This is a genomic window from Breoghania corrubedonensis (assembly GCF_003053845.1).
In the GTDB taxonomy this organism is placed as follows: domain Bacteria; phylum Pseudomonadota; class Alphaproteobacteria; order Rhizobiales; family Stappiaceae; genus Breoghania; species Breoghania corrubedonensis.
On record NZ_QAYG01000003.1, the window covers coordinates 72,076 to 97,688 of the forward strand.

Annotated in this window: 17 protein-coding genes, 1 tRNA gene, 1 pseudogene and 1 riboswitch; of the genes and pseudogenes, 10 read left to right on the forward strand and 9 right to left on the reverse strand. The window is 62.5% G+C overall.

Going from position 1 to position 25,613, the window contains the following annotated elements:
- Nucleotides 1-300: 300 nt before the first annotated feature.
- Nucleotides 301-1,917, forward strand: a complete 1,617-nt coding sequence (gene purH, locus C8N35_RS10865; protein ID WP_107989721.1) for a bifunctional phosphoribosylaminoimidazolecarboxamide formyltransferase/IMP cyclohydrolase — start codon at nt 301-303, stop codon at nt 1,915-1,917.
- Between the two features lie 389 nt (nt 1,918-2,306).
- Nucleotides 2,307-4,397, forward strand: coding sequence for a methyl-accepting chemotaxis protein (locus C8N35_RS10870; RefSeq protein ID WP_107989722.1), 2,091 nt, complete (start codon nt 2,307-2,309; stop codon nt 4,395-4,397).
- Nucleotides 4,398-4,602: 205 nt separating this feature from the next.
- Here the strand turns inward: C8N35_RS10870 and C8N35_RS10880 are convergent, their stop codons facing one another.
- Entirely contained in the window at nt 4,603-6,231 is a 1,629-nt protein-coding gene (locus C8N35_RS10880; RefSeq protein ID WP_342753497.1) for an MFS transporter, read from the reverse strand.
- Nucleotides 6,228-6,425: riboswitch (cobalamin riboswitch) on the forward strand. It overlaps the preceding gene by 4 nt.
- Nucleotides 6,426-6,474: 49 nt before the next feature.
- Between C8N35_RS10880 and bluB the strand changes: the two genes are divergently transcribed.
- The gene (gene bluB, locus C8N35_RS10885; protein WP_107989725.1) at nt 6,475-7,182 is read left to right on the forward strand and encodes a 5,6-dimethylbenzimidazole synthase; all 708 of its coding nucleotides are present in this window, start codon (nt 6,475-6,477) and stop codon (nt 7,180-7,182) included.
- Between the two features lie 231 nt (nt 7,183-7,413).
- On the forward strand, nt 7,414-9,219 hold the full coding sequence (locus tag C8N35_RS10890; RefSeq protein ID WP_107989970.1) for a DEAD/DEAH box helicase: 1,806 nt from the start codon (nt 7,414-7,416) through the stop codon (nt 9,217-9,219).
- 323 nt (nt 9,220-9,542) lie between these two features.
- Here C8N35_RS10890 and C8N35_RS10895 read toward each other — a convergent pair whose 3' ends face one another.
- On the reverse strand, nt 9,543-10,793 hold the full coding sequence (locus tag C8N35_RS10895; RefSeq protein ID WP_107989726.1) for an NAD(P)-dependent oxidoreductase: 1,251 nt from the start codon (nt 10,791-10,793) through the stop codon (nt 9,543-9,545).
- Nucleotides 10,794-10,898: 105 nt separating this feature from the next.
- Between C8N35_RS10895 and C8N35_RS10900 the strand changes: the two genes are divergently transcribed.
- Nucleotides 10,899-11,516 carry a TetR/AcrR family transcriptional regulator gene (locus C8N35_RS10900; protein ID WP_107989727.1) on the forward strand — a complete coding sequence of 206 codons (618 nt, stop codon included), beginning with the start codon at nt 10,899-10,901 and terminating at the stop codon, nt 11,514-11,516.
- Between the two features lie 242 nt (nt 11,517-11,758).
- Here C8N35_RS10900 and C8N35_RS10905 read toward each other — a convergent pair whose 3' ends face one another.
- Both C8N35_RS10905 and C8N35_RS10910 read right to left on the reverse strand, forming a co-directional pair.
- Nucleotides 11,759-12,649: a DMT family transporter gene (locus C8N35_RS10905; RefSeq protein ID WP_245926756.1), complete on the reverse strand. Its 891-nt coding sequence runs from the start codon at nt 12,647-12,649 to the stop codon at nt 11,759-11,761.
- 148 nt (nt 12,650-12,797) lie between these two features.
- Nucleotides 12,798-17,636: an NAD-glutamate dehydrogenase gene (locus C8N35_RS10910; RefSeq protein ID WP_107989728.1), complete on the reverse strand. Its 4,839-nt coding sequence runs from the start codon at nt 17,634-17,636 to the stop codon at nt 12,798-12,800.
- Nucleotides 17,637-17,942: 306 nt separating this feature from the next.
- On the opposite strand from C8N35_RS10910, the gene C8N35_RS10915 reads away from it, so the two are divergent.
- The gene (locus C8N35_RS10915; RefSeq protein ID WP_107989972.1) at nt 17,943-18,530 is read left to right on the forward strand and encodes a peroxidase-related enzyme; all 588 of its coding nucleotides are present in this window, start codon (nt 17,943-17,945) and stop codon (nt 18,528-18,530) included.
- Between the two features lie 124 nt (nt 18,531-18,654).
- Nucleotides 18,655-18,885: a type II toxin-antitoxin system ParD family antitoxin gene (locus C8N35_RS10920; RefSeq protein ID WP_107989729.1), complete on the forward strand. Its 231-nt coding sequence runs from the start codon at nt 18,655-18,657 to the stop codon at nt 18,883-18,885.
- 27 nt (nt 18,886-18,912) lie between these two features.
- On the opposite strand, the gene C8N35_RS23645 is transcribed toward C8N35_RS10920, so the two are convergent.
- Nucleotides 18,913-19,476, reverse strand: coding sequence for a hypothetical protein (locus C8N35_RS23645; RefSeq protein WP_146177380.1), 564 nt, complete (start codon nt 19,474-19,476; stop codon nt 18,913-18,915).
- A 644-nt stretch (nt 19,477-20,120) separates the two neighbouring features.
- Here C8N35_RS23645 and argC point away from each other — a divergent pair.
- From argC to C8N35_RS10935, 3 genes are all read left to right on the forward strand, one after another.
- Nucleotides 20,121-21,062, forward strand: a complete 942-nt coding sequence (argC, locus tag C8N35_RS10925; protein ID WP_107989730.1) for an N-acetyl-gamma-glutamyl-phosphate reductase — start codon at nt 20,121-20,123, stop codon at nt 21,060-21,062.
- Between the two features lie 46 nt (nt 21,063-21,108).
- Nucleotides 21,109-21,714, forward strand: a complete 606-nt coding sequence (gene leuD / locus C8N35_RS10930) for a 3-isopropylmalate dehydratase small subunit (protein ID WP_107989731.1) — start codon at nt 21,109-21,111, stop codon at nt 21,712-21,714.
- A 353-nt stretch (nt 21,715-22,067) separates the two neighbouring features.
- A tRNA-Val gene (locus tag C8N35_RS10935) sits at nt 22,068-22,142 on the forward strand.
- Nucleotides 22,143-22,206: 64 nt separating this feature from the next.
- Here C8N35_RS10935 and C8N35_RS24365 read toward each other — a convergent pair.
- The 4 genes and pseudogenes from C8N35_RS24365 to C8N35_RS10945 form a co-directional block, all read right to left on the reverse strand.
- On the reverse strand, nt 22,207-22,332 hold the full coding sequence (locus tag C8N35_RS24365; RefSeq protein WP_170122076.1) for a recombinase XerD: 126 nt from the start codon (nt 22,330-22,332) through the stop codon (nt 22,207-22,209).
- A 156-nt stretch (nt 22,333-22,488) separates the two neighbouring features.
- Nucleotides 22,489-23,715: a class I SAM-dependent methyltransferase gene (locus C8N35_RS10940; RefSeq protein ID WP_107989732.1), complete on the reverse strand. Its 1,227-nt coding sequence runs from the start codon at nt 23,713-23,715 to the stop codon at nt 22,489-22,491.
- Nucleotides 23,716-24,045: 330 nt separating this feature from the next.
- Nucleotides 24,046-24,240 (reverse strand): annotated as a pseudogene (locus C8N35_RS24215) (hypothetical protein); the annotation flags it as partial.
- Nucleotides 24,241-24,465: 225 nt separating this feature from the next.
- Nucleotides 24,466-25,509: a helix-turn-helix domain-containing protein gene (locus tag C8N35_RS10945; protein WP_107989733.1), complete on the reverse strand. Its 1,044-nt coding sequence runs from the start codon at nt 25,507-25,509 to the stop codon at nt 24,466-24,468.
- Nucleotides 25,510-25,613 lie beyond the last annotated feature (104 nt).

The window sequence follows — 25,613 nt, forward strand, 5'->3', positions numbered from 1 at the left end:
GATTCCGGGTCTGGCCATGCGGCTTTGCCGCAGACCGCCCGGAATGAGGAGCAAGTGGCTGGCTTGAAGCCAAACCCAACCTCCCTCATTCCGGACAAGTGAGGCGCAGCCGAACGTCGATCCGGAATCCAGAAATCGGTGCGGCGCAGCCGCTCCATCCCTCCTCCATTTCCCCCCGTTTCCCCTCGCCACCCCTCCATTCCTCGCAAAGCCGGCAAACCCACCTTCCGGTGTCCGTCCATTCGTGCTAGAGCGCGGCCAATCCCTTTCCCGCACCACTCTTCCCACGAGGCTGATTCCATGACCGTCGTGTCCAAGGCCGTTCCGGTTCCCGAGCTGGTAACCGTGAAGCGCGCGCTTCTTTCCGTTTCCGACAAGACCGGGTTGATCGATTTCGCCCGCGCGCTTTCGCAAAAGGGCATCGAGCTGGTCTCCACCGGCGGTACCTGCAAGGCGATCGCCGAGGCCGGCATCGCCGTGACCGACGTTTCCGAGGTCACCGGTTTTCCCGAGATCATGGACGGCCGGGTGAAGACGCTGCATCCCAAGGTTCACGGCGGGCTGCTCGCCATCCGCGACGATGCCGAGCATGCGCTGGCGATGGAAGAACACGGCATCGAGCGCATCGACCTGCTGGTCGTCAATCTCTATCCCTTCGAGGAGACTGCGGCCTCGGGCGCGGATGCGGCGACGGTGATCGAGAATATCGACATCGGCGGTCCGGCGATGATCCGCGCCGGCGCCAAGAACCACGCCTATGTTTCCGTCGTGGTCGATCCGGCCGACTATGCGAATGTGCTGGAAGCGCTCGACGCCCATGACGGCAAGATGCCGCTTGAGGCGCGCCGCAAGCTCGCCGCCAAGGCGTTCGCGCGCACCGGCGCCTATGACGCCGCCGTTTCCGGCTGGTTCGCGCAGGAACTGGACGACGTGACGCCCGACTACCGCGCCTTCGGCGGCAAGCTGGCGGAAGTCATGCGCTATGGCGAGAACCCGCACCAGAAGGCCGGCTTCTACAAGACCGGCGAGGCCCGGCCCGGTGTCTCCACCGCCCGCCAGCTTCAGGGAAAGCAGCTTTCCTACAACAACATCAACGACACCGATGCGGCCTTCGAGCTGGTTTCCGAGTTCGATCCCGCCCGCACCCCGGCGGTTGCCATCATCAAGCACGCCAACCCTTGCGGCGTGGCGGAAGGCGCCTCGCTTGCCGATGCCTACCGCAAGGCACTCGCCTGCGACCCGGTCTCCGCCTTCGGCGGCATCGTCGCGCTGAACGGCAAGCTGGATGAGGAAGCAGCGGCTGAGATCGTCAAGATCTTCACCGAGGTGATCATCGCACCCGATGCGGACGAGGCGGCGATTGCGATGGTGGCGAAGAAGAAGAACCTGCGGCTGCTGCTGACCGGCGGCATGGCAGACCCGCGCAGCAGCGGCGTGTTCTTCAAGTCTGTCTCCGGCGGCCTGTTGGTGCAGTCGCGCGACAACGGCAACATCGACGATGTCGAGCTGAAGGTGGTGACCAAGCGGGCGCCGAGCGCGCAGGAACTCGCCGACCTGAAGTTCGCCTTCCGCGTCGCCAAGCACGTCAAGTCCAATGCCATCGTCTACGTCAAGGACGGGGCGACTGTCGGCGTCGGCGCCGGCCAGATGAGCCGGGTGGACAGTGCCCGCATCGCGGCGCGCAAGGCGCTGGATGCGGCCGAGGCCGCCGGCCTGGCCGAACCGCTCACCAAGGGCTGCGTGGTGGCCTCCGACGCGTTCTTCCCCTTCGCCGACGGGCTGCTGTCGGCCGCCGAAGCGGGGGCCACGGCGGTCATCCAGCCGGGCGGCTCGATGCGCGACGACGAAGTGATCGCCGCCGCCGACGAGGCGGGCCTCGCCATGGTGATGACGGGCATGCGTCACTTCCGTCACTGATCGGAAAAGCTCCGGGCATCGCGAAAAAAGCGATGTTCCCAACGTCTTGAGACACGACATTCCCCGCCCCGGCTGTAATGCCCGGGCGGGGAACGCGCGTGCTCTCCGGTGCTTGTCGCTCAGGGATTGTCCGTGACGATGATCCGCCCAGGAGTGTCCGCGTGCGGGGTCACAGAATCCCGGTGAAGTATTTCCTCCATTTTTGAATAAACGAATATTTTAGAAAAGTAACGTAACGTCACTTATAAGAGTTCTATATTAGGTATAAATACTTACGATGCTATCGATAAAGTAGACGAGAGAACACATTCATAAATCTGAAAGAGTAGGTTGTTAAATATCAAGGCTCCAAATTCTCCCCTGTTCTCAGGGTATTCCGGAGTCGATTGATGTTCCAGAAGTCGAGTGTCGCGACAAAACTTGTCGTCACCAGTGTCGCAGCCCTTGCTGTCGTGCTGTTGATCGGTATTGGCATTATTGGCTGGCAGGCCTCCACGGTCACCAGGGATCTGGCGACACAGCAGGCTGAGGCGGTTGCCCGGGAACAGGCGCAGATGGTTCGCCGCACGCTGGAAAACGGCCTCTCGGTCGCCAAGGCGATGGCGGCCTCGCTCACCGGTATGCGGAGCAGCGGCGTCACCGACCGGGCGGGATGGACCGCCGCGGTGAAGCGGGTGGCCGAACAGAACCCGCAGCTTTCCGGTGCCTGGGGCACGATCGTCGACAATCAGCTTGACGGACGCGACGGCGAGTTCAAGGACGACAAGGATACCTGGGACGGCAAGTGGAGCCCCTATTTCTACCGGGATGGGGAAGGCAAGCTCGGCTATCGTCCGATCATTGATCTGGGGACGGAGGACGGCTGGTATTATGTGCCCGCCAGAACGGGCAAGCCGTTCGTGACCGAGCCTTATAGCTGGGAGGCCGGAGGCAAGACGGTTGTGGGTGTTTCCTTCGCCGTTCCGCTGCGCGACAATGACAAGGTCATCGGCGTCACCGGCGTCGATCTGATGCTGACACCGCTTTCCAAAAACCTCAACGCGTTGAAGCCGCTTGGCACGGGGGCGGTCTACCTCCTTTCCCACGAAGGCAAGTGGATTTCCCATCCCGATGCGAGCCTTCTCGGCAAGGATTGGGCGGAAGGGCGTTCCCCCGCGGATGCCGAACACTCCGCCGCCGCGCTTGCCGCGATCAAGAACGGCACGCCCTATTCCTATGTGGGCTACTCCAATTCGCTCCAGAGTGCGGTGCGCCGCATCATCGTGCCTGCGCCGATCGGCGACGGCGCCTCGCGCATGGCGGTGATGGTTTCCGTTCCCACCGCCACGCTGAGCGAGGCTTCGTGGAACATCATGACCATGACGGGCCTTGTCGGGCTCTGCCTGATGCTGGTGGTCGGGCTGGCGATCTATGCGGTCAGCACCCGCGTCGTGCGGCGTCCGCTCAATTCCGTTCTCCAGAGCATCCAGGCGCTGATCGACCGGCGGTATGACGCGCCGGTGGCCGGCACCGAAAAGCATGACGAGATCGGCGAGATCGCCGGCGCTCTGGAGGTGTTCCGCAACAAGCTTGCGGAGGGCGAGCGTCTTTCCGCCGAGCAGGAAGAGCAGCGCCGCCAGCAGATCGCGCGTGCGGAAAAGGTGGGCCAGCTGTCGAACGACTTCGACCAGAAGGTCTCCGCGTTGATCCAGACGGTGCTTGCCCAGTCGTCCGACCTCAACGACGCCTCCGACATGCTGTCGCACGGCGCCGACGAGACGAGCCGGCAGAGTTCGACGGTCGCCGCCGCATCCGAAGAGGCTTCCGCCAATGTGGAGGCCGTCGCCTCCGCCGCGGAGGAACTGCTGGCCTCCGTCGGCGAGATCGGACGGCAGATGAAGCTCTCCGCGTCCATTGCCGGCGAGGCGGTGGAACAGGCGCAGACCACCAACGGCAAGATCCAGGGGCTCGCCCAGGCGGCCAACCGCATTTCCGAGGTGGTCAAGCTCATCAACGATGTGGCCGAGCAGACGAACCTGCTGGCGTTGAACGCGACCATCGAGGCGGCGCGTGCGGGCGAGGCCGGCAAGGGGTTCGCCGTGGTCGCGGCGGAAGTGAAGGAGCTCGCCAACCAGACCGCCCGCGCGACCGAGGAGATCGCCACGCAGATCCAGTCGGTGCAGACGGAGACGGCCGGATCCGTGGAAGCGATCGAGAGCATCACCCAGACGATCGAGAAGATGAACGAGATCGCCGCCAGCATTCAGCACGCGGTCGACCAGCAGGGGGAGGCGACGCACGAGATCGCCCGCAACATTCAGGAAGCCGCTACCGGCACCCAGGATGTGGCGCGCAGCATCGTCTCCGTTTCCCAGTCGGCCAACGAAACCGGAAGCGCGGCGCGTCAGGTCGGCTCCGTCGCCCATGTCCTGCAGGACGAGGCGAAACGCCTTAAGGATGAGGTCGACGGCTTCCTGGGCGGCGTTCGCGCGGTGAGCTGAGGCACCCTATCGCTTGCACAGCGCGCCCGTCTTTCGCAGGCAGTCCTGCTGGCGGGCGCGCTCCTTCCAGAAGGTCTTGTGAAAAGGCAGGTTCGGATTGCACCGGACCCTGGCCGTGGCGCGCCCGTCCGGCGTGTTGTAGTTGCCGGCCTTCTTCGCCTTCTCGCACCGCGCGCGCCCTTCGGCCGAAACACTCCCGTCCCGTTCACAGAGCCGCACCCTGCGCCGCGCGCCGCGCCGGCACTTTGGCCAGCAGCACCGCACCCACGACGAACAGCACGATGATGGCCGAGATGCCGATCCGCTGGCTGCCCGAGATGGAAGTGACGAGCGCCACGGAGACCGGGCCGATGAAGCTCGTCGCCTTGCCGGCGAAGGCGTAGAGGCCGAAGGTTTCGGTGATCCTGTCCGGCAGAGCGAGGTGCACGAGCAGCGTGCGCGAGGCCGCCTGCAACGGCCCGGCCGCCGCGCCGATCAGCCCGCCCAGCACCAGATAGAGTATTTCCGGCGCCGAGGCGAACAGATGCCCCGGTTCGGGCGGAGCGACATCGATGACGAAGAGGATCGTGTCCCGGTCGATGGAGACGATGCCCATGCAGCAGCCGATCAGGATCGCCATCGCCCCGACCAGCACCGGCTTCGGCCCCAGCCGGTCGTCGAGAAAGCCGCCGGCCAGCGCTCCGGCCGTTCCTGTGATCGTCAGCAGGATGCCGAACAGGCCGATCTGCATCGTCCGCCAGCCGAGCTGGCCGGCCGCGTAGATGCCGCCGAAGGCGAAGAGCGCCGTCAACGCATCGCGGTAGCCCATGGAGGCGGCGAGGAAGAGCCACAGGGTCTTGTCGCTCCGCGCGTGCGCGAGGCTCGCCTTGAGCCGCGTGAAGCCCAGCCCCATGGCGTGTGCGACCGGCATCTTGCGCGCCGTATCGGGCACGAACAGAAAAAGAGGTGCCACGAAGACGACATACCACAGCGCGGTGAGCGGTCCCGAAGCGCGGTCGCCCGCGAAGGTGGCGGGATCGAGCCCGAAGGCGGGCAGGTGGCCGAGCAATGTCCGCCCGGTATGCGCATCGGCGGCGAGAAAGCCGAGCACCACGACGAGGCTCAACAAGCCGCCGAGATATCCCGTCGCCCAGCCGATGCCGGAAAGCCGGCCGAGCCGTTTCGGGCCGACGAGATCGGGCATCATGGCATTGGTGAAGACGGTGGCGAATTCCGCGCCCAGGCTTGCCAGCGCATAGGCGGCGAGCGCGATGGCGATGGCGCCGGGCGCGCCGGGAGCTGCGAACCACAGCGCGCCGGCGCCGCAAATCAGCATCACGGAGAAGGCGGCGATCCACGGCTTGCGCCGCCCGGCCGCATCGGCCACCGCGCCGAAGAACGGCGAGGCGAGTGCGATAACGAGCCCGGCAGCCCCGGTGGCATAGCCCCACAGGCTCTGGCCTTCCGCCGGGCTTGCCGCCAGATGCGCGGCGAAATAGGGCGCGAAGACGAAGGTGGTGATGAGCGTGAAATAGGGCTGCGCCGCCCAGTCGAACATTACCCAGGAGGCAAGAGCCGCGGGCGAGGCTGCTGGTTTGTCCGGGGCGGGGGAAAGAGTGCTCAGGGCGCGCCCTCCGGGCGGGGTGGTTGGGTCCGGTTCCTGTTTACGGGGTGACGGTGGGGGAGGAAAGGGGAAAGGCAGGCAGAGGGAATGGGGAAAGCCCTGCGTCGGGCAGGTGTGTCGCTGGTGGTTTCGCGATCTCCCGCGACACCGGTTTTCCCGCATGACGCAAAAGGCCGGCTTTGCGTTGGCCCTCGCGCTGTTGCATGTCGGGCGCGGGGCGGCTAGCAACATGGCGTTCGGTGCCCGGCGCAGTGAAGCGTCGCGGATAATCGGGAACACGGTGGAAATCCGTGACGTGCCCAACGCTGTAAGGCGGACCGGGCGGCAAAGGCCACTGGCTTGCGGGGGAAACCCGAAACGAGCCGGGAAGGCGCCGCTTTGGGAGGATGCCAAGTCAGAAGACCGGCCGGACACCACAGGCCCCGTCGCGCGGACGGCGAGGGGGCAGCAGGCTTTTCGGACAGGGGATATGTCATGAAGCCATTTGGACCCGAAACCGGCGGAACGGAAACGGGCGCATTGAAGCCGGCCGGGCCGTTTTCCGCGCCCGAGCGCGCCGCCGTCTACCGCGCCATTCACGAACGCCGCGATGTGCGCGGGCAGTTCCTTGCCGATGCGATCGACGAGGCGGTGCTGTCGCGCATTCTTCGCGCGGCGCATGCCGCGCCGTCCGTCGGGCTGTCGCAGCCGTGGAATTTCATCCTCATCCGCGACGATGCCGTGCGCTGCGCCGTGCGTGGCGCCTTCGAGCGCGCCAACGCGGAAGCGCGCGAGATGTTCGAGGGCGACCGGCGCGCGCTATACTCCGATCTCAAGCTCCAGGGCATCAGCGAGGCGCCGCTCAATCTGTGCATCACCTGCGACCGCCGTCGTGGCGGGCCGGTGGTGCTGGGGCGCACGCATGCCGCCGACACGGACCTGTATTCGACGGTCTGCGCGGTGCAGAACCTGTGGCTTGCGGCGCGCGCGGAAGGCATCGGGGTGGGTTGGGTCAGCATCTTCCACGAGGCGGACCTTCGGCGCATTCTGGGCCTGCCGGACCATGTCGTCCCCGTCGCCTACCTGTGCCTCGGCCACGTGCGCGAACTCTATGAGACCCCGGAACTGGAGATCCATGGCTGGGCCCACAAGCATGCGCTGGCCGATATGGTTTTCGAGGATCGTTGGGGCGGTGGGGAGTAGGGGGCTGCCTTCGGTCGGTTGCTACCAAACTACCCGGTCCGGGGAGCGGTCGTTTGATGCGATCTGATTGCCCGGCCCGTGCCCAGGCACCATGCCGGTTTCGCCCCTTGGGGGTCTGTTCGGATGGTGTCGTCATCGGCGCAGTTTGCCACAGAGCGGCGATCTCCGGCAAACTATCGCTGCCCAAAGGGCGCGCATTATGATATTCGGCGGCCAACAAAGATGGTGACCATGACGCCGAATACCGACTCTACCCCCACATCCCCGATCGCAGCCATACATCCGGCCCTTGCTTCCGCGCTGGAGGCGAAAGGCTACAGTCAGCTGACGCCGGTTCAACTGGCGATGACGAATGAAGAGTATCGCGAAGCCGATCTTCTCGTCTCGGCGCAGACAGGCTCGGGAAAAACCGTCGCCTTCGGCATAGCGATCGCGTCGACACTGCTTGGAAGCGCCGAGCGCTTCGGCGCAGCCGACGCGCCGCTGGGCCTGATCATCGCCCCCACGCGTGAACTCGCCATTCAGGTGCAGCGCGAACTCGACTGGGTCTTCGCCGCGACGCAAATCAGGATCGCGACCTGCGTGGGCGGAATGGATATCCGCAACGAACGCCGTGCGCTCGAACGCGGCGCGCATCTTGTCGTCGGCACGCCCGGACGTCTGCGCGATCACATCACACGCCGCGCGCTGGACCTGAGCGCCATTCGCGCGGTGGTGCTCGATGAAGCCGACGAGATGTTGGACCTGGGGTTTCGCGACGATCTGGAATTCATCCTCGGCGCGGCGCCAGAAGACCGCCGGACACTGCTGTTCTCGGCGACGGTGCGGCGCGGTATCGCCGAACTGGCCAAGACGGTGCAGAAAGATGCGGTGCGTGTCGCGACAACCGCGTCCACCGAGCAGCACGCCGATATCGAATATCAGCTGATGCTGGTGCGGCGCGACGAGCGCGAGCACGCCATCATCAACACGCTGCTGGATTCCGACAGCACGAGCGCGCTGGTGTTCTGCCACACGCGTGAAGCGGTTCGCCATCTCACGGCGCGCCTCGTCAATCGCGGCTTCGCGGCCGTGTCGCTCTCGGGTGAGATGGCGCAATCGGAACGCTCGAATGCGCTGCAATCCATGCGCGACGGGCGCGCGCGCGTCTGCGTGGCGACCGATGTCGCGGCGCGCGGCATCGACCTTCCGCACCTCGACCTCGTGATCCACGCCGACTTGCCGAGCAACCCGGAAACCCTGCTGCATCGCTCCGGACGCACCGGCCGCGCCGGCCGAAAGGGCGTCTGCGTGCTCATCGTTCCCGAAAACCGGCGAGGGGCTGCCCAGCGCGTGCTCACAATGGCGCAGCTGACGGCGACCGTGCGCGCGGCGCCCGGCATCGCGGAGATCGAGGCGCACTACCGCCAGCGCATCCTCGATGCCGCCGCCTCGGCCGAGAAGCCTGACGAGCAGGAGGCGGATTTTGTCGCCGAATTGCTGGACCGGGTCGGGCCTGAGCGTATCGCGGCGGCGTTCCTTCGCCAGCAAATGGCCGCGCACCCCGTTCCCGAGGAACTCTCGCCGCTTCCCGCCGAAGCCTTGCAGATCAGGAGTTCCGGACGTGTCCGGCGCTCGGGCGAGGAGCGCGCGCCGTCTCGCGAGCCGCGCGGCCCGGACATGCAGGGCGGTGTCTGGTTCACCATCTCGCTTGGGCGCAAGCAGCGCGCCGATCCGAAATTCCTGCTGCCGATGATCTGTAACGCCGGCGGCGTGACGCGACGCGATGTCGGTGCGATCCGGATCGACGATACCGAAACCCGTTTCGAGATTTCCGCCGACAAGGCCGCCAGTTACGCGGAGCAGATCGAGCAGCCCGGCAGCCTCGAGAAAGGCATCAGGATCACGCCGGCCGGCGAGATGCGCCCAATGCCGAGGCAAGGGAAGCCGAAATTCAGGCCGGACGGCAGCAAGCCGCCCCGCAAGCACAAGGCCCCCGCGGTCGATCGCGGCAAGCCGTCGAAACACAAGAGCCGCAAACCGAAGCGCCCTGCCTGAACGGGGCGCCCTGCCTGAACAGAGCGATCCGGCCTGAACGGAGCGATCCGGCCCTGGCGCCGCGTGATCACGATCGCGGCGCACATGCCGAGACGGATGCGCTGGCGCGCCGTTTTTCCCGGCTGGCCTGATGTGTGGACGGCGGTCGTACCGGGCATCGAGGGGCATGGTGCGGCCGTCGCAAGCCGATGCTTCACCGCCGCTGCGCAGGGCCGATTTGTTGTTGGGAGGAGATGGGGCAGGGATGGGGGCGGTAGCGGACTGGCGGCTCTTGGACTTCGAACAAGTGAGAACGGACATCCTACAGGGCGAGATAAGCAACGCTACCTGTCACAGGGGACTTCAGTGAAGACGCTCCAGTCGGAATGAGCCCGACCGCGTTCAACGGCCCTTTCCATCTTTTCGATGATGAGCGGTGCGTAGTCCAGCGAGCGTGAGGTCGCCTCGGACACCGCGCGCATGAGCTTCACATCCTTTAGGCCACCAACCAGCTCAAATCCGACCTCTGTCTGAAATTCCTGGTCGCGTATCTTTGCCGCGTACAACTTGAGCGTCGGATTGGCATAGCTGGCGTCGAACAGCCGGCCGTAAAAGGCACGATCAATGCCCACTGCGTCAGCAAAGGCGTAGATCTGACCCATCAGCTCCATGTTGGACACGGCAAAATAGTTGACCGACAGCTTCGCATGATTGGCCAGGCCGGGGTCTTCGCCGAGAACCATGGTCATGCCGGAATAGGTCGCACAGACAGGCTTGCAGCGCTCCACCGCCTCTTTGTCGCCGGCCATGAGCGTAATCAGGTCTCCCGCTTCAGCCGCGCGCGGGCGTCCGACGACGGCGCCCGACACGAAGTGCGTGCCGTGTTCGCGGTGCAGCTGAGCCATCTCCCTCGCCAGATCGGGCGAGATGGTGGTGGCGCACAAGTGAATGCCCCCGGGTGCCAGACCCGCCAGAATGCCATCAGGCGACGTGACGATGTCGCGCACGGATTGGTCGTCCATGAGACTGGTCACGACGATGCTGGCTTGAGCGGCTGCGTCGCGCGGGCTTTTTGCCAAGAGCGCACCGTGATCGACAAACGCCTGCGCCTTCGCCGCGGTGCGGTTGAATACGACGAGCGGAATGCCATTCTTCTGTATGTTATGCGCCAGACCGGCGCCCATCTTGCCAAGACCGATGACGGCCACCTTTTCTGCCGAGGTCGGCGTCGCGCTCGGCCCCTTCATCGCCTGGATCAGGCTGGCGAACCACTGCGCCACCGAAGCATCCCCGACAAGGCGAAGGTCTGCGGTTTCAAGGGCCCTCGCGACGGCCTGCGGGTCGCGGGAGGTCATCGCCTTGAACGCAATGTCAGCGTCTTTCCAGATCATCGTCACGTCGGCGTCGCCCCGCCCACCGGACCTGGTGAAGACCTGTCCTTTGCCGAGAACGAATACGCGGCCGACGCGATGATCTTCGGTCTGAATCCAGATCGAGGCGGTGCGCGCCTGCAACCGGCTGCGTAGCAGCTCGTTGTTGCGACGCGCGAAGCGCAGCTTCATCGACAGCGCAAACAGCAGAAGTGAAAGTTTCATCTGAAGCTCCTTTCGAGCTTGAAACTGAATGTTGTGAGCTTAAAATATGAGCAATGCTCATGTTTTTAAACTCGCATTCAGAAACCAGCCACTGCGACGGGGCGCATGATGAAATCCATTGATTATTATAGGAAAAATCCGAAGCAAGCCCGTTCGCAGGCGACCGTTGACGCGATACTGGAAGCCGCAGCTCGGATTTTGCAGGCCGAAGGGCCCCGAGCGGCTACAACCAATGCCATCGCCCGACTTGCCGGTGTCGGCATTGGAACGCTGTACCAGTATTTCCCCGACAAGAACGCCATCCTGATCACTCTTGCGCGCCAGGAACTGGCACTCACGGGCGAGGCGGTGAACGCGGGAATGTCACCGCCCATGGACGCAGGCGAGAACGTGGATCCTTTGCGCGTGAGCATTCATGCCCTTATTCAGGGGTTCAAAGGGCGCCTGCGTACGCGAAAGGCTCTCATCGAAGCCTTGATCGCCAACGGCCTGACGGAGGAGCTGACATTCCCGGTCGACCTTGCAATGAAGGAGGTCCTGGCGGCGGGAACCGAAGGCGGCGATGCTGGCGGGTCCGGGATGACCCCGGTCAAAGCCTACGTCCTCACTCGCGCAATCGTCGGTGTGATCCGCTCGGCGGCTATGGAGGAGACGGCCTATTTTGGAACACAAGAGTTTGAGGATGAATTGGTGAAGCTGGCTCACGGGTTGATGGCGGTGTAGATGTCGACGCCCTTACAGCTTCAGGCTTCCGATATCACCGCGGGCAATGACAGCTTTCGGCAGGTCGCCGAATTGACCACAACGACCAAAATGGGGCACAAAGCGGCCCTCCGCCCATGGGCGCCTGGCGTCCGCTCCGGGCCGAAATTCCCCCGTGTCTTTTCCGCACGAACTAACCCCAGCACAACCCGCTCGTCCGCGCCCCACATGCGCGCGAGGCACCGTTTCCTACGCGCGCCGTCCTACCCGCGCCGGCTCAGCCGTCTTTCGCGCAGCACGATGTAGACGCCGCTGGCGATGATCACGCCTGCGCCGAGATAGGTCGCGGCGTCGGGGATTTCGTGCCAGATGAGCCAGCCCAGCGCGGTGGCCCAGATCAGCGCCGTGTAATCCATCGGCGCGACGACCGCCGCCGGGGCGAAGCGGAAGGCCTGGGTGATCAGCGTGATGCCCCCCGTGCCGAAGGTCGCCACGCCGAGGAAAAGCCAGATGTCCTGCGCCCGGACCCCGATCCACACGAACGGGACGATGACGCCGCTCATCACGGCGCTGGTGGCGGTGAGATAGAACAGCAGCGTCCACACGCTCTCGCGCTTGTCCACCCAGCGCGCGCTGATCATCAGCAGCGCGTAGAGGAAGGCCGTCGCGATGGGCAGCAGCGAGGCCGTCTGGAAGGTCGCGCCGCCCGGCCGCACGACGATGATCACGCCGCCAAGGCCGACAAGCACCGCCAGCCAGCGCCGCCAGCCGACCCGCTCGCGCAGCAGGATCGCCGAAAGCGCGGTGATGAACACCGGCGCGGCGAAGACGAGGGCGGTCGCCTCGGCGAGCCCGAGATATTTCAGGCCGGTGAAGAAGCTGATCGTCGCGCAGATCCACAAGACGCCGCGCAGCGCATGGGCCTGTGGCCGGTAGGTGCGCAAGCCCGCCGTGCCCCCCATCGCGAGCGCCAGCACGAAGGCGAAGGGCAGGGCCAAGCTGTTGCGGAGGAACAGGATCTGCAAGGGCGAATAGGTCTCGATCAGCGTCTTGGCCAGGGCATCGTTGACGCAAAGCAGCGCCACCCCCGCGCACATCATGGTGATGCCCGCAAAGGTCTGCTTCCAGGGATCGAGTGTGTCGGTCGTGGTCACGGCAGGAGTGTCCAAAGGGGGCGGGCCGGGGGATCATGTCCCGCCCCCTTTATCGAACAGGACGCGAAGGCGGGAAAGGGCGCCTTAGCCGGAAACGGTTCGCCCGTGCGTCCCGGTTCCGCGCGCGCCACGTAACCCCGGTCTTCATTCACCCGCGTGCGAGATCCCCCAGCAGGCTCGCGGCGACCGAGAATTTCGAGACCGTCAGTGCGTCCGTCTCGGTGATTTCCGTCACCGCACGCGTGGTGCGCGTGACGTCTTCCTTGCGGGCGGCGACCCAGGTGTCCATTGCCTGGTCGATCTTGCCGTCGGCCGATTTCAGCACCTCCGCCGTGATGCGGCGATGGGCGGCGGCGAGCGTGGAGCGGGCGCGGTCCAGCGCCAGCCCGTCATAGTAGTCCGAGATCCGGAGATCCTGGGCCAGCGCGTCGATGCGGCCGATGCGAAAGGTGGAGGAGACGTCGAAGAACACCGGCGCCACCTCTTCCGGCGCGCGGCCCGCGTGCTCGGCGATCAGGATGATGTTGGGGATCATCATGTCGACGCCGAGCCGCGCGATGCGGTTGGCGAGCGAGGCCGGCACGCCCGCCTGTTCCCATTCGCGGCCCTGTTTCGCGATGCGGGTGCGCAGCGCGTCGGGCAGGATGTCGGGCAGGCGCGGGGAGAGAAGGGCGATGCCCGCCTGGAACCGCCCGATAACCGCCTCGATCCCCTCGCCAAACGAGATCTCGCGCAGGAACCAGACTGTCTGGTCATGAACCAGGTCCTGCACGGCGGAATAGAGTTCCAGCTGGGTCGTGCCCGGCACCTTCGCGTCCAGCTCGTCGATCTCGCCGTTCAGCGTGATCAGCCGGTAGGAGCCGCGCACGGCGGCGAAGGCCTGCGCGATCTGCGCCGCGTCCGCGCCGGTCTGGTCGCCGATGCGGGTGAGGAAGGTCGGCCCGCCACGGTTGATGATCGAGTTCGCCAGCATGGTGGAGATGATGTCCCGGCGCAGCCGGTGGCCGGAAATCTCCTCGTGGTAGCGTTCCTGCATTTCGGGCGGGAAATAGCGGAAGAGTTCCTGGCCGAGATAGGCGTCGTCCGGCACGCCGGAGGAAAGCAGCACGTCGTGCAGCGTCAGCTTGGCATAGGCCAGCAGCACGGCGATTTCCGGCCGCGTCAGCGTTGTGCCGGTCTTGGCCATGTCCTCGAGCGTCAGGTCGTCGGGCAGATACTCCACCGAGCGGTCGAGCAGGCCTTGCGATTCAAGCTGGCGCATCATGCGCGCCTGATAGCCGAAATCCTCCATGCCGCGTAGCGACGAGAGCGAGATCGCCAGCGTCTGCAGGTAGTTGTTGCGAAGCACCAGGTCCGCCACCTCATCCGTCATGGAGGCGAGGAGCTCGTTGCGGGCCGGGATCGTCAGCCGGCCGGAGCGCACTGCCGCGCCGAGCGCGATCTTGATGTTGACCTCCATGTCGGAGGAGTTGACGCCGGCCGAATTGTCGATCGCATCGGAATTGCAGCGCCCGCCCTTTCGGGCATACTCGATGCGCGCCTTCTGGGTGACCCCGAGGTTCGCGCCCTCGCCGATGACCTTGCAGTTGAGCTCCTTGGCGGTAACGCGGATGGCGTCGTTGGCGCGGTCGCCGGCATCCGCGTCCGTCTCCGTTGTGGCGCGCACATAGGTTCCGATGCCGCCGAACCACAGCAGATCGGCCTTTGCCCGCAGGATCGCGCTCATGATCTCCGACGGCGCGGCACGCGGCTTGGAAAGGCCAAGGGCTGCCTGGGCTTGCAGAGAAAGGTCGATCGATTTCGCCTGGCGGGAGAACACGCCGCCGCCTTCGGAAATCTTCGTCGCATCATAATCCTGCCAGGACGACCGGCCCATCTCGAACAGTCGCTTGCGCTCGGCAAAGCTCAATGCCGCATCGGGATCGGGATCGATGAAGATGTCGCGATGGTCGAAGGCCGCGATCAGCCGGATCTGCTCGGACAACAGCATGCCGTTGCCGAAGACGTCGCCGGACATGTCGCCGACACCGACCACGGTGAAGGGCGTGGTCTGGATGTCGATGTCCATCTCGCGGAAGTGGCGCTTGACCGCCTCCCACGCGCCGCGTGCCGTGATGCCCATCTTCTTGTGATCGTAGCCGGCCGAGCCGCCCGACGCGAACGCATCGCCCAGCCAGAAGCCGTGCGCCTCTGAAATCGCGTTGGCGGTGTCGGAGAAGGTCGCGGTGCCCTTGTCGGCGGCCACCACCAGATAGGGGTCGTCGTCATCGTGGCGGATGACGTCGGGCGGCGGCACCACCGTGTCGCCATCGAGATTGTCGGTGATGTCGAGCAGCGTTGAGACGAAGATCTTGTAGGCGGCCGTGCCTTCGGCGAAGATTTCCTCGCGCGTGCCGCCGGCCGGCAACCATTTCGGCACGAAGCCGCCCTTGGCGCCGACCGGCACAATGACGGCGTTCTTCACCTGCTGCGCCTTCACGAGGCCCAGAACCTCGGTGCGGAAATCCTGCGGCCGGTCGGACCAGCGCAAGCCACCGCGCGCCACCTTGCCAAAGCGCAGGTGCAGGCCTTCCACGCGAGGGCTGTAGACGAAGATCTCGCGGAAGGGCCTGGGCTGCGGCATGCCCTCGATGCGGTGCGGATCGACCTTGAAGGCGAAGACCGGCACGTCCGCGTCACCCGGTTCGCGCTGGGCCGTCGGCTGGTGGAAATTCGTGCGCAGCATGGCGGCGATGACCGCCATGAAGTGGCGCAGGATGCGGTCGTCGTCGAGGCTCGAGACGTCGTCGAGCGCGGCCATGATCTCATGTTCGATGCGGGCGGCGCTGAGCGATGCGTCGGCGTCGGAATGGCCGGGGTCGAAGCGGGTATGGAAGAGCTCGACCAGCTTGGCCGCGACCGCGGGGTAGCGCCCGAGCGTTCCCCACATGTAGTCCTCGGAATAGCGCACGCGGATCTGGCGCAGGTAGCGCGAGAGCGCGCGCAGCATGGCGATGTCGCGCCAGCCGAGATTGGCCGAAAGCACCAGCGCGTTGTAGCCGTCGCTCTCCGCCGTATCGCTCCACACCGCCATGAACAGCCCTTCCAGCCGCCGCAGAAGGTCGTCGTGCAGGTCGAGCGGCGCCTCGAAACGGGAATCGAGCGTCAGATCGTGCAGATAGGACATCTGCCCTTGCGCCGGCGTGATGCGGTAGGTGCGCTCGTTGATGACGCGAAAGCCCATGTTCTCCAGCATCGGCACGCGGGCCGAAAGCGGGATCGGCGTTTCGTGGTGATAGACCTTGAGCGACACCCGGTGGTCGCCGTCGCTCTCGCGGCGGTAGAAATCGATCGCCGTATGGTTTGCGGGGCTCAGGGCCTCGATGATGGCGATGTCGGCAAGCGCGGTCGAGGCGTCAAAGGCCTCTTTGTAGCCGGCCTGGAAGGCCTCCTGGTAGCGATTGGCGACCGTGCGCGCTTCCTCCGGCTCGTAGACCTTGTCAAGCGCGGCGTGCAGGTCGTCGGCCCAGGTACGCACGATGCCGGCCACCGCGCTTTCCAGCTCCTCGCGATCGGGATCGGGCGTGGTGCCCTCGTAATGGCCGATGATGAAGTGGACGCGAACCAGCGGGCCTTCGGGGTAGGTCACATACCAGGCGGAGACGCGGCCTTCGTAGATGCCGGCGAAATAGTCGCCGATGCGGATGCGCACGTCGGTGTTGTAGCGATCGCGCGGCAGGAAGGCGAGGATGGAGACGAAGCGGTCGAACTCGTCGCGGCGCGGCAGGATGCGGATGCGCGGACGCTCCAGAAGCTGGAGTATGGCGTCGGCGTTTTCCAGAAGCAGCGCGTCGTTGACCTGAAAGAGCTCGTCGCGCGGATAGGCTTCCAGAATATTGGCCAGCGCGCGCCCCGAGTGGCTGTGCGGATCGTAGCCGGCGGTGGCGAGGCAGCGTTCCACCTTGCGTCCGAGATACGGGATGGTGCGCACGGATTCGGTGTAGATGGTGGCCGCGAAGAGGCCGACGATGCGCAATTCGCCCGCCAGCCGGCCGTCCTCTTCGAACAGCTTCACGCCGATATAGTCCATGTGCGTGCGACGATGGACCTGGCTCTTGACGTTGGCCTTGGAGATGATGAGCGGCTGCGGTCTCAGCAGGAACTCGCGGATTTCCGGCGTCATCACCACGAATTCGCGGCCCTTGCGCAGCACGTAGACGCCGGGGTCGGTGAGGACGCCCAGCCCGGTGCCCTGCTCGCGGGTGAGCGCACCCGCCTCCACCCCGCCCTCGAAGCGGTAGACGCGCATGCCGAGGAAGGTGAAATTGTCGTCCTGCAGCCAGTCGAGGAATTCGATCGCTTCCTCCAGTTCCTCCCCGGAGACGCCGGGAGGCGGTGTGCGGCGATAGCCATCGACCGCTTCGGCGAGCCGCGTACGCATCGGTTGCCAGTCGTTGACGGCGAGGCGCACGTTGCGCGCCACATCGTCCAGCCGCTGGGCGAGGCCGGAACGAACCTCCGCCGACACGATGCGCGCGACGTGGATATGGACGATGCTTTCCTTCGTGGTGCGTTCGCCCTTGGCCTGGCTTGAGACAAGCGCGCCGGCCGCGTCGCGTTCCACGTTCGCGATCGGATGCACCATGAGATGCACGTCGAGGCCGCTGTCCTGGACCTCGCCCATGATGGAATCGACCAGGAACGGCATGTTGTCGTTGACGACCTCGATCACCGTGACGTGGTGATGGCGGGTGGCGCTGGTGGCGAAATCGGGATTGAACACCTGGATGCGGGGCGTGGCCGGAGCGCGCGTGGCGAAGTCATTCCACGAGGTGCGGGCGAAGGCGGCGAGTTCCTCCGCCGAATAGGGAACGATGTCTTCCGCCGCCGCGTGCCTGAAAAGAGCCTGGGCGTACTGGCCGAGATCTTCTCCATTGCCGCCGCCGGAAAGCTCGTGACGCATGGCCTCGAGAAGCTGGCTCTTGCGCGTTTCCTTCGGGTCCGTCATTCGGAAGTCCTTCTTGTGGGCCGTTGCGTGCAGGCCCGCCCGGGCGGCTGCGAAAGCGGCGTTTGCTGAAGGATGTGCTTCAGCTTGAGGCGGGGTCAACCCGTTGTGGTAATGCTAAGCCCCTGAATTGTAAAAAAATCCCTCAAGGCCACCTGCGGAGTTCTACGAGGGAGTACGAGTCGATTGCCGCAACGGCGTCATTTCGGCATGCTCTGGTACCTCGTGCAAGGCGGCGACCGAAAAACCGCTTGTCCCTTGTGCGTGGAACCAGAACAGGCACCCGGGAGGAAGCGGATGACAGGCGATATGACAGCCAAATTCGACACGCGCGTGACGGCACTTGATCTTGGCGCAGACGGGGGCGGGGGCGAGGTGAGCGAGGCGACGGCGCGCTATTTCGACAAGTGCGAGGAAAAGCTGGGTCTCGTGCCCAACGTGCTGAAGGCCTACGCTTTCGACGACGTGAAGCTGCGCGCCTTCACCGACATGTACAACGACCTGATGCTGGGAGCCTCGTCATTGTCGAAGCTGGAGCGCGAGATGATCGCGGTGGCGGTCTCCTCCGTGAACCACTGTTTTTATTGCCTCACCGCGCACGGGGCGGCGGTCCGCCAATATTCCGGCGATCCCAAGCTTGGCGAACTGATGGTGATGAACTACCGGGTGGCGGATCTCACGCCCAAGCAGCGCGCCATGCTCGATTTCGCCGTGAAGCTGACGGAAAAACCGGCGGAGATCGTGGAGGCCGACCGACAGGTCTTGCGCGACGCGGGCTTTTCCGACCGCGACATCTGGGACATCGCCAGCGTGACGGGGTTCTTCAACATGTCGAACCGCGTGGCAGCCGCGACCGACATGCGGCCGAACGAGGAATATCACGGCATGGCGCGGTAGGGGGGGCGGCGACGGGCGCTTTGTTCGGGTATGGCAAAGTTTGCCATTCTCGGAACCTGGGCTATCTTGCAAGCTTGGGTGGGGCAAAGCCCGGTTTTTTGGGTTACACTGGAAGGCGGAAATCATGGCGACGATGAACGTATCGCTTCCCGACGCCATGAAAGCGTGGGTGGAAAGCCAGCGCGCCGACGGGCGCTACAGCAATGCCAGCGACTATGTCCGCGATCTGATCCGCAAGGATCAGGAACGGCAGGCGGCGACGGAACTGCTTCAGGCCGCGATCACCGAAGGCGTGGAGAGCGGCGAGCCGGTCGCTTTCGAGCCCGAGGATTTCAAGGCGCGCATAAACTATTAAAGGGGAGCTCTGTTAGATATCTGTATTTTATGCGAATACTTTTGATATAATGCCACCTATCGAAATCAGATCGCCAATAATAATTCCAATTTCCGAGGCTGTACTATCTAAGCCATTTTCGGAAGGTTTTTCTAATGCTTGCGCTGTACTGATCGAAACTTCTAGCTTTTTTATTTCCTCTGAATACGCGGATATGAGGAGGCTCGGGTCGCTCTCTATTGCTTCAATAGAGAGGTCACGCCCTTCTAAAAAATTAGAAAGTATCGTTCTCTCCGATAGTTCTAGAGCGTCTAAGTTTATTGCGGGAGCGAGTTTTTTTTCGAGTATATTGTCAATTATTGATCGTGAGGACTGAAGTCGTTTATTTATTCCGTTGAAAATCGGTGATGTCGGATCTAGCTCGCCAGATTCAGCAAGTAAGAATGTTCTCATAATATTTTGAATGGATTCAATTATCAATTTACTGGCTTCAGCCGATTCAATAGCTGCCTCCGCAGAACGAGAAATATTAAATATCGGATAAGAAAATGCGGAATATGGTAGTATTATCATAGTGAAAATCGTAACAATCCTAGTTGTGGCACCAAGCATTTTTCATCTCCATAAATTTACTATTTGTCAGATCGTTATTTAGAGCTGATTTCCAGTAATTTTTTACAGAATTGCTATCGAGGGATACTAATTGACAAAAATCATTCCCAAATGACGCATAAACGTCCTCCGGTATTGAGGATCTTTTATTCATGCTGAAGACGGAATAGTAAAAGCTAAATATTTTTCCCAAAAGCTGAAATGCGCGTCGGTTTTCGTCATTATCGAGAGATAGTTCCCCTTTAAGAATAATATCAGAAAAATTCTTATCAAGTATAATGTCGTCGACTATATCCCTAGCGTCTTTTTGGATGCTGTACGCATTAGAATTTGAGATAGCGATCTGGGTCCGGTCGAGACTTATGCGAGCTTGCTGAAGTTGCAAATATGAAAAGTAGAAGCCAAATAATAATATGAGTACGGTGAGTATGGAGCATATAGATGAAATTAATTTCTCGTACTTATCGAAAAAAATTTTCATTTTAAATCGCCTGAATATGTAATATTAACCCGGACGCAAGGTTATGTTAGCAAACATAAGGGATCCAAGGAAGCGATTATGCGGAACTCAGTTCTGGGTGACACATAGGCTCCGCCCGTGTATTTAACTGGCCCCGTGGGGGGGTGCTAGAGGAGTGGAGACGATGGTCGCGAAGATCTTTATCGATGGCGAAGCCGGCACGACGGGTCTGCAGATCCGCGAGCGTCTGGCCCAGCGCCGCGATATCGAGCTTCTCTCCGTGCCCGCCGAACGGCGCAAGGAACAGGCCGCGCGGGCGGAGCTGCTGAATGCCGCCGATATCGCCATCCTCTGCCTGCCGGACGATGCGGCGAAGGAATCCGTCTCGCTGATCACGAATGACACGACGCGGGTGATCGACGCTTCCACCGCCCACCGGATCGATCCCGACTGGGCCTACGGTTTCGCCGAGATGTCGCCGCAGCAGGCCGGCGTGATCGCCGCCGCAAAGCGCGTGGCCAATCCAGGCTGCTATCCGCAAGGGGTGATCGCCACCGTGCGTCCGCTCATCGAAGCGGGGCTGGTTCCGGCCGACTATCCCTTTTCCGTCAGCGCGATTTCCGGCTATTCGGGCGGCGGGCGCAAGATGATCGAGGCTTACGAGGCCGATGCGGATCCCTCGCCGTTCGCGCCCTATGGCCTGAACCTGTCTCACAAGCACTTGCCGGAGATGAAGCTTTATTCAAGCATGGGGATCGACCCGGTCTTCATGCCGTCGGTCGGCAACTATGCGCAAGGCATGGTGACGATGGTGCCGCTGCAGCTTTCGACGCTGCCGGGCAACGTCACCGTCGCGATGCTCTACGACGCGATCCGCGCCTGGTTCCGGCCCGGCGGCTTCGTGGAGGTGGCGGAGCTGGCGCATGTCGACAAGCTGGCGGGGCTCGATCCGCGCAGCTTCAACGGCACCAACGGCATGCGGTTGCATGTTTTCGGCAACGATCAGCGCCGGCAGGCGGTGCTGGTCGCCGTGTATGATAATCTCGGCAAGGGCGCCTCGGGCGCGGCCGTCCAGAACATGAATCTGCTGCTCGGCTGCGACGAGGCGGAAAGTCTCGCGGCCTGAGCAAGCGGCGCTGAATTCGCGATTTCGGGAGCAAGAAGAGGACGAAATGGAAAAGTTCACCACGCTGACGGGCGTCGCGGCGCCGCTGCCGCTGATCAATATCGACACCGACATGATCATCCCCAAGCAGTTCCTGAAGACGATCAAGCGCACCGGCCTCGGCACCGCGCTCTTTCACGAGATGCGCACCAACGACGACGGTTCGGACAACCCCGATTTCGTCCTCAACCAGCCGGCCTACCGCAACGCCCAGATCATTGTGGCGGGCGACAATTTCGGCTGCGGTTCTTCGCGTGAGCACGCGCCGTGGGCGCTGCTCGATTTCGGCATTCGTTGCGTGATCTCCACGTCGTTCGCCGACATCTTCTACAACAACTGCTTCAAGAACGGCATTCTGCCGATCCGGGTCTCCGAAGACGAGCTTGAAAAGCTGATGGACGACGCCCAGCGTGGCGCGAACGCGACGCTGACGGTCGATCTGGAAGCCCAGGAGATCAAGGGGCCGGATGGCGGCACGATCTCCTTCGATATCGATCCGCACCTCAAGCATTGCCTGCTGGAGGGCCTCGACGACATCGGTCAGACGATGAAGAGCGCCGAGACGATCGCCGGCTTCGAGCACAAGATGGAAGAGGCGCGCCCCTGGGTCTAGCAGGGGGCTTGTCGACCTGGCGGAACCGCCTGGTCGACACGGAGTTGCTCTGGTGGCTCGACTGAGGTTGATGTTTCCTGTTCCACCGGGATCCCGCCACCTTGGCCTGCGCGCGAGATGAAAACCTTTCGGGCCCCTTTTCCGGCAATGCCGGGGGAGGGGCCTTTTTCATGGGTGGCGGGTTTTTCTTTCTCGCCGTGCGAAATCGCGGGTTTGCGGCGCTGGAAGCGCAAGTTATCCGGTTTACCCCCAGGCTCTTGGAATTCCCCTCTTGCCTCGCGCGATGATCTCCCATAAAAACCCGCCACGCACGAAGTGTGGCCCGGACCTGTCCGGAGTCGCCATCGATGCAAGGGCGATTAGCTCAGCGGGAGAGCGTTCCGTTCACACCGGAAAGGTCACTGGTTCAATCCCAGTATCGCCCACCATTCATTTCAATCACTTGGCCCTGGTTTCCGGAATTCCCGCTGGTTCAGGTGAACCAGTCAAGCTTCAGGTCGCCTTGATGAACTCCAGTGCGGCACCCGCCTCTTGCATGTGGTCGGGGGCGAATTTCGCATAAACGCGCTGCGTGATTCTGTCGTCTTCGTGCCCGAGGTACTGGGCGATCATCGCCATGCTGACGCCCCTTCCTGTCACGCGGTCTCACCCATCAGGGTGAGTGCCGTGAACACAGCGCAGCCAGCGGCCGGAACGATCTTCCTGATATCCCTGTTTCAACATTTGAAGTGCCTTCGGTGGTCACGGAGCATTTTGTGTAAGCTTTGGTGTCTGCTAACTTTCTTGCCTCCTCTTCCGGAACAGACCGAGTTTTCCCAGGAGAGGCAAGGCCCGTCGTGACGTAACGGTCGCAGGTTCTCCCCCCAGAAAACTGTGGGCTTGGCCCGGTGAAGAGCTATCAGGTGCCACAAAAATCTCGTCGACAAGGCCTGTCATCAACCAGCCGGGCGATCTGCTGATGCAGCGCCAGCCGGCACGCACTGCCGAATCAGCCACAATTCCCATTCGCTTTTCAGATTCGTCAGGTTTCACCTTCGGAGCGACAGGATAGTCCTCGTAATTGCTGCTTAGAATGCTTTTGCATCCATAGAAGGTCGATTTTGAGAAGTAATCGGAAGCGATCTCTTCGCCCATCTCAGGGAATGAGTTCTTGTTGACGAGCGTGTCGAACTTCATAAAGTCGGTGACTTTTTCGCCAAACAGGTAATGCGGGTAGATGAAATACTTGCAATGGGCGTTTGGCGTTTCGCCGTAAACAGAGACAGCGTCGGGGCCCTCCAGTCGGCCAAGATACCAGATCGCCACGGTCGCGACGGTCGGGAGATCAAACAGATAGGAATGAGAGGCTCCGAACCTGTTGTGATAGTAGGCCGAGTGTCCGACGCCAGGCCCGATCTCGCAGATATTCTCACCAGACCTGACAAGAGAAGCCTGATAGGAAAACAGGTAACTCATTATTTCTCTTCTGAACACCAGGCGTCCGTTCACGGGAAACCCATAATAGCCGCCAGAAAGTTCATCCGGGATCCCTAATTCTACTCCGGTCTTTTCGGCTATCATATCGGCCAGTATGTGGATGCTCTTGATATGTTGGTGCGCCAGAGGCTTTCCTTCTTGCTGAAGCTTGAGTGCACCAACCGCTTCGGCCACCTTGAATATTTTGTTCGCCCAAGCATAACACGGTGCGTGATCACCCTTTTCCCACTTTTCCTTTTGCAAGAGGTAGATTCTCCGCGACTGTGCAAAGCCGGCAGGAAATTCTTTCTTCCAGAAATCGCTAAACAATTCTAGAAGCTTGACCTTATCACCTTCGTCGAGCGCCGCTACAAGTTCTCCCTGCTTCTCGTCCACAAGAATAATCCAAGGGTTGTAAAGTTTTCCCTTCGAACGGTTCGCCCTGCAAGCCTCCCAAAATGTCAGAATTTTATCTAATACCTTGTCATCATGCGGTGTTTCTTTGAACTCACTGAATGTAGGGATGATAAGATCTCTATCCAGCATATTGGATGTCACCTGAAATTGTTGATATCAGAACGAAAAATGTATTGAAGATTAGACGAGATAGATTTTCTAGGTGTCTGGCAGTAAGCGGATTCAAAGCAGGCTGCCTTTGGCAACCAAGTGTCGCCATTGGGATTTTAATATCCTAGGGGGAGGTGTCTCGAAGTAAATATCATTATGTCAATTTCCCCATTTTGGGCAGCGTAGCAGCCTTTGTAAGGCGTATCCATGTTTGATTTCGCGCGGATTTTGAACAAAAGGCTCTGCTTTTTCTTTCTCATTTACCGGACGGCCACTTTGTGGCTGACCGGCTTGCACCCGGACGAGACGTCATGGAAATGTTGGCGCGAAATCCCGAGCATGTGAGCCAATTCTGCCTCTGGATTGCCCGAGATGACTGGTCCGGTTGTGTGGTCGGTTGAAGATTGTCCCTGATGCCGGCCTGGTTGGCATCTTGATTGTTTCCGGTGCCGGTGGCCGATATCCGAAGCTGCTGTGCGGCCGGAGGCGATTGTAATGATCGCGCCGAGCCGGCCCAGAAGCCGGCGTTGCAGAGCGGCGCATGGATGCGATGACAGCCGTAACGGCCGTGGTCCTTCGCCAGTGCAATCGCTCATGACGTGGCTCAAGATCATCCTGGTCGCGCTCTCGCTGGCGCGGAAGTTCGTGTGGGGCCTTGGAGACAGGCAATTCCTCGACGCCGGGGCGGCCAAGGCCATCACGGCCCATCTGGATGCGTGTCTGGTGGTATCAGCTGCGGCGGGCGGCCTTCATCGCGCGCGGTGCCTTCTTGAACCATCGCCGCGCCGCATGGGAAAAGGCGGCCTGGTCGGCATAGCCGAGCAGATAGGTGATCTGCGAGAGTGAGTAACTGCCGCTGCCCAGCAGGCGTTCGGCCAATTCGCGGCGCGTTTCCTGCAAAAGCCGGGAATAGGTCGTCCCCTCGCGGGACAGGCTCCGCTGGAACGTGCGTATCGACATGCCCATGGATCGCGCCGCCTCCGCATGCGATGGCGCGCCGCCGGCCAGAGACTGTCCGATGAACTGCCGGGTCTGGTCCGCAAGCGTGCCGCGTGCCGGAAGTTGTTCCAGATCGGCTTCCGCAAGACGCTCAAGGTAGCCCAGAATGTGCGGCTGTCCCGCCCGGTGCAGCTGGCGCAAGGCGACGCGGTTGAACGCGATGTGCGACGTCTCGGCGGAAAAGTGCAAGGTCGGACCGAAGATGTCGTGCAGGGCATGGCGGTTCGTGGTCGGCGGACAGGCGAAATAGGCGGCCTCCGGGACCAGCGGCGCATCGAAGAAGCGACGCGGCACCAGAGCGAGAAGGCCCAGCGAACAGATCATGCCCGCGTTGAGCGCGGCGTGATGGGCCGTTGTCACGCGCGGGTGATGATAGAACAGCAATATCCGCGAAGGCGTCGCCTTCAGGTCCAGCGTCGTGTTCTGATTGAGCAGACGGTGGAAGCGCACGATCCGGGCATAGATCTCCTCGGCCGCCGTCGCTTGCGAGATCACGTTTCCCAACAGGCCCAGTTTTGAAAAGTCCGCGTTGAGCGCCACCAGCGCACCGACCTCCGGCCCGCCGTGGCGCTGCTCCAGCTGTTTCCACAAGTCAAGCAAGGCAGCTTCGGCGACGTGTTCGTTCCCGAAGCGCTCGGACCGATGAAGTCCTAAGCTCAGTTTCCGCGCTTCGTCCGCGTCGAGCAGGGACGCCTTGCGGGCCGCGTCGATCGTCATCTCCAGAAGGCTCAGGGAGGATGCGGACGAAAGCGGTATTGCTGCCCGATTGTGCATTGGCGTTGTCGCCTCCGTCCTCGAACCGCAGCGAGGTCACGTCATGTTGGCGCGGATTATCAAGTGATTGGCACCAAAACGCAAGTTTTGCGCGCATGCAGCGA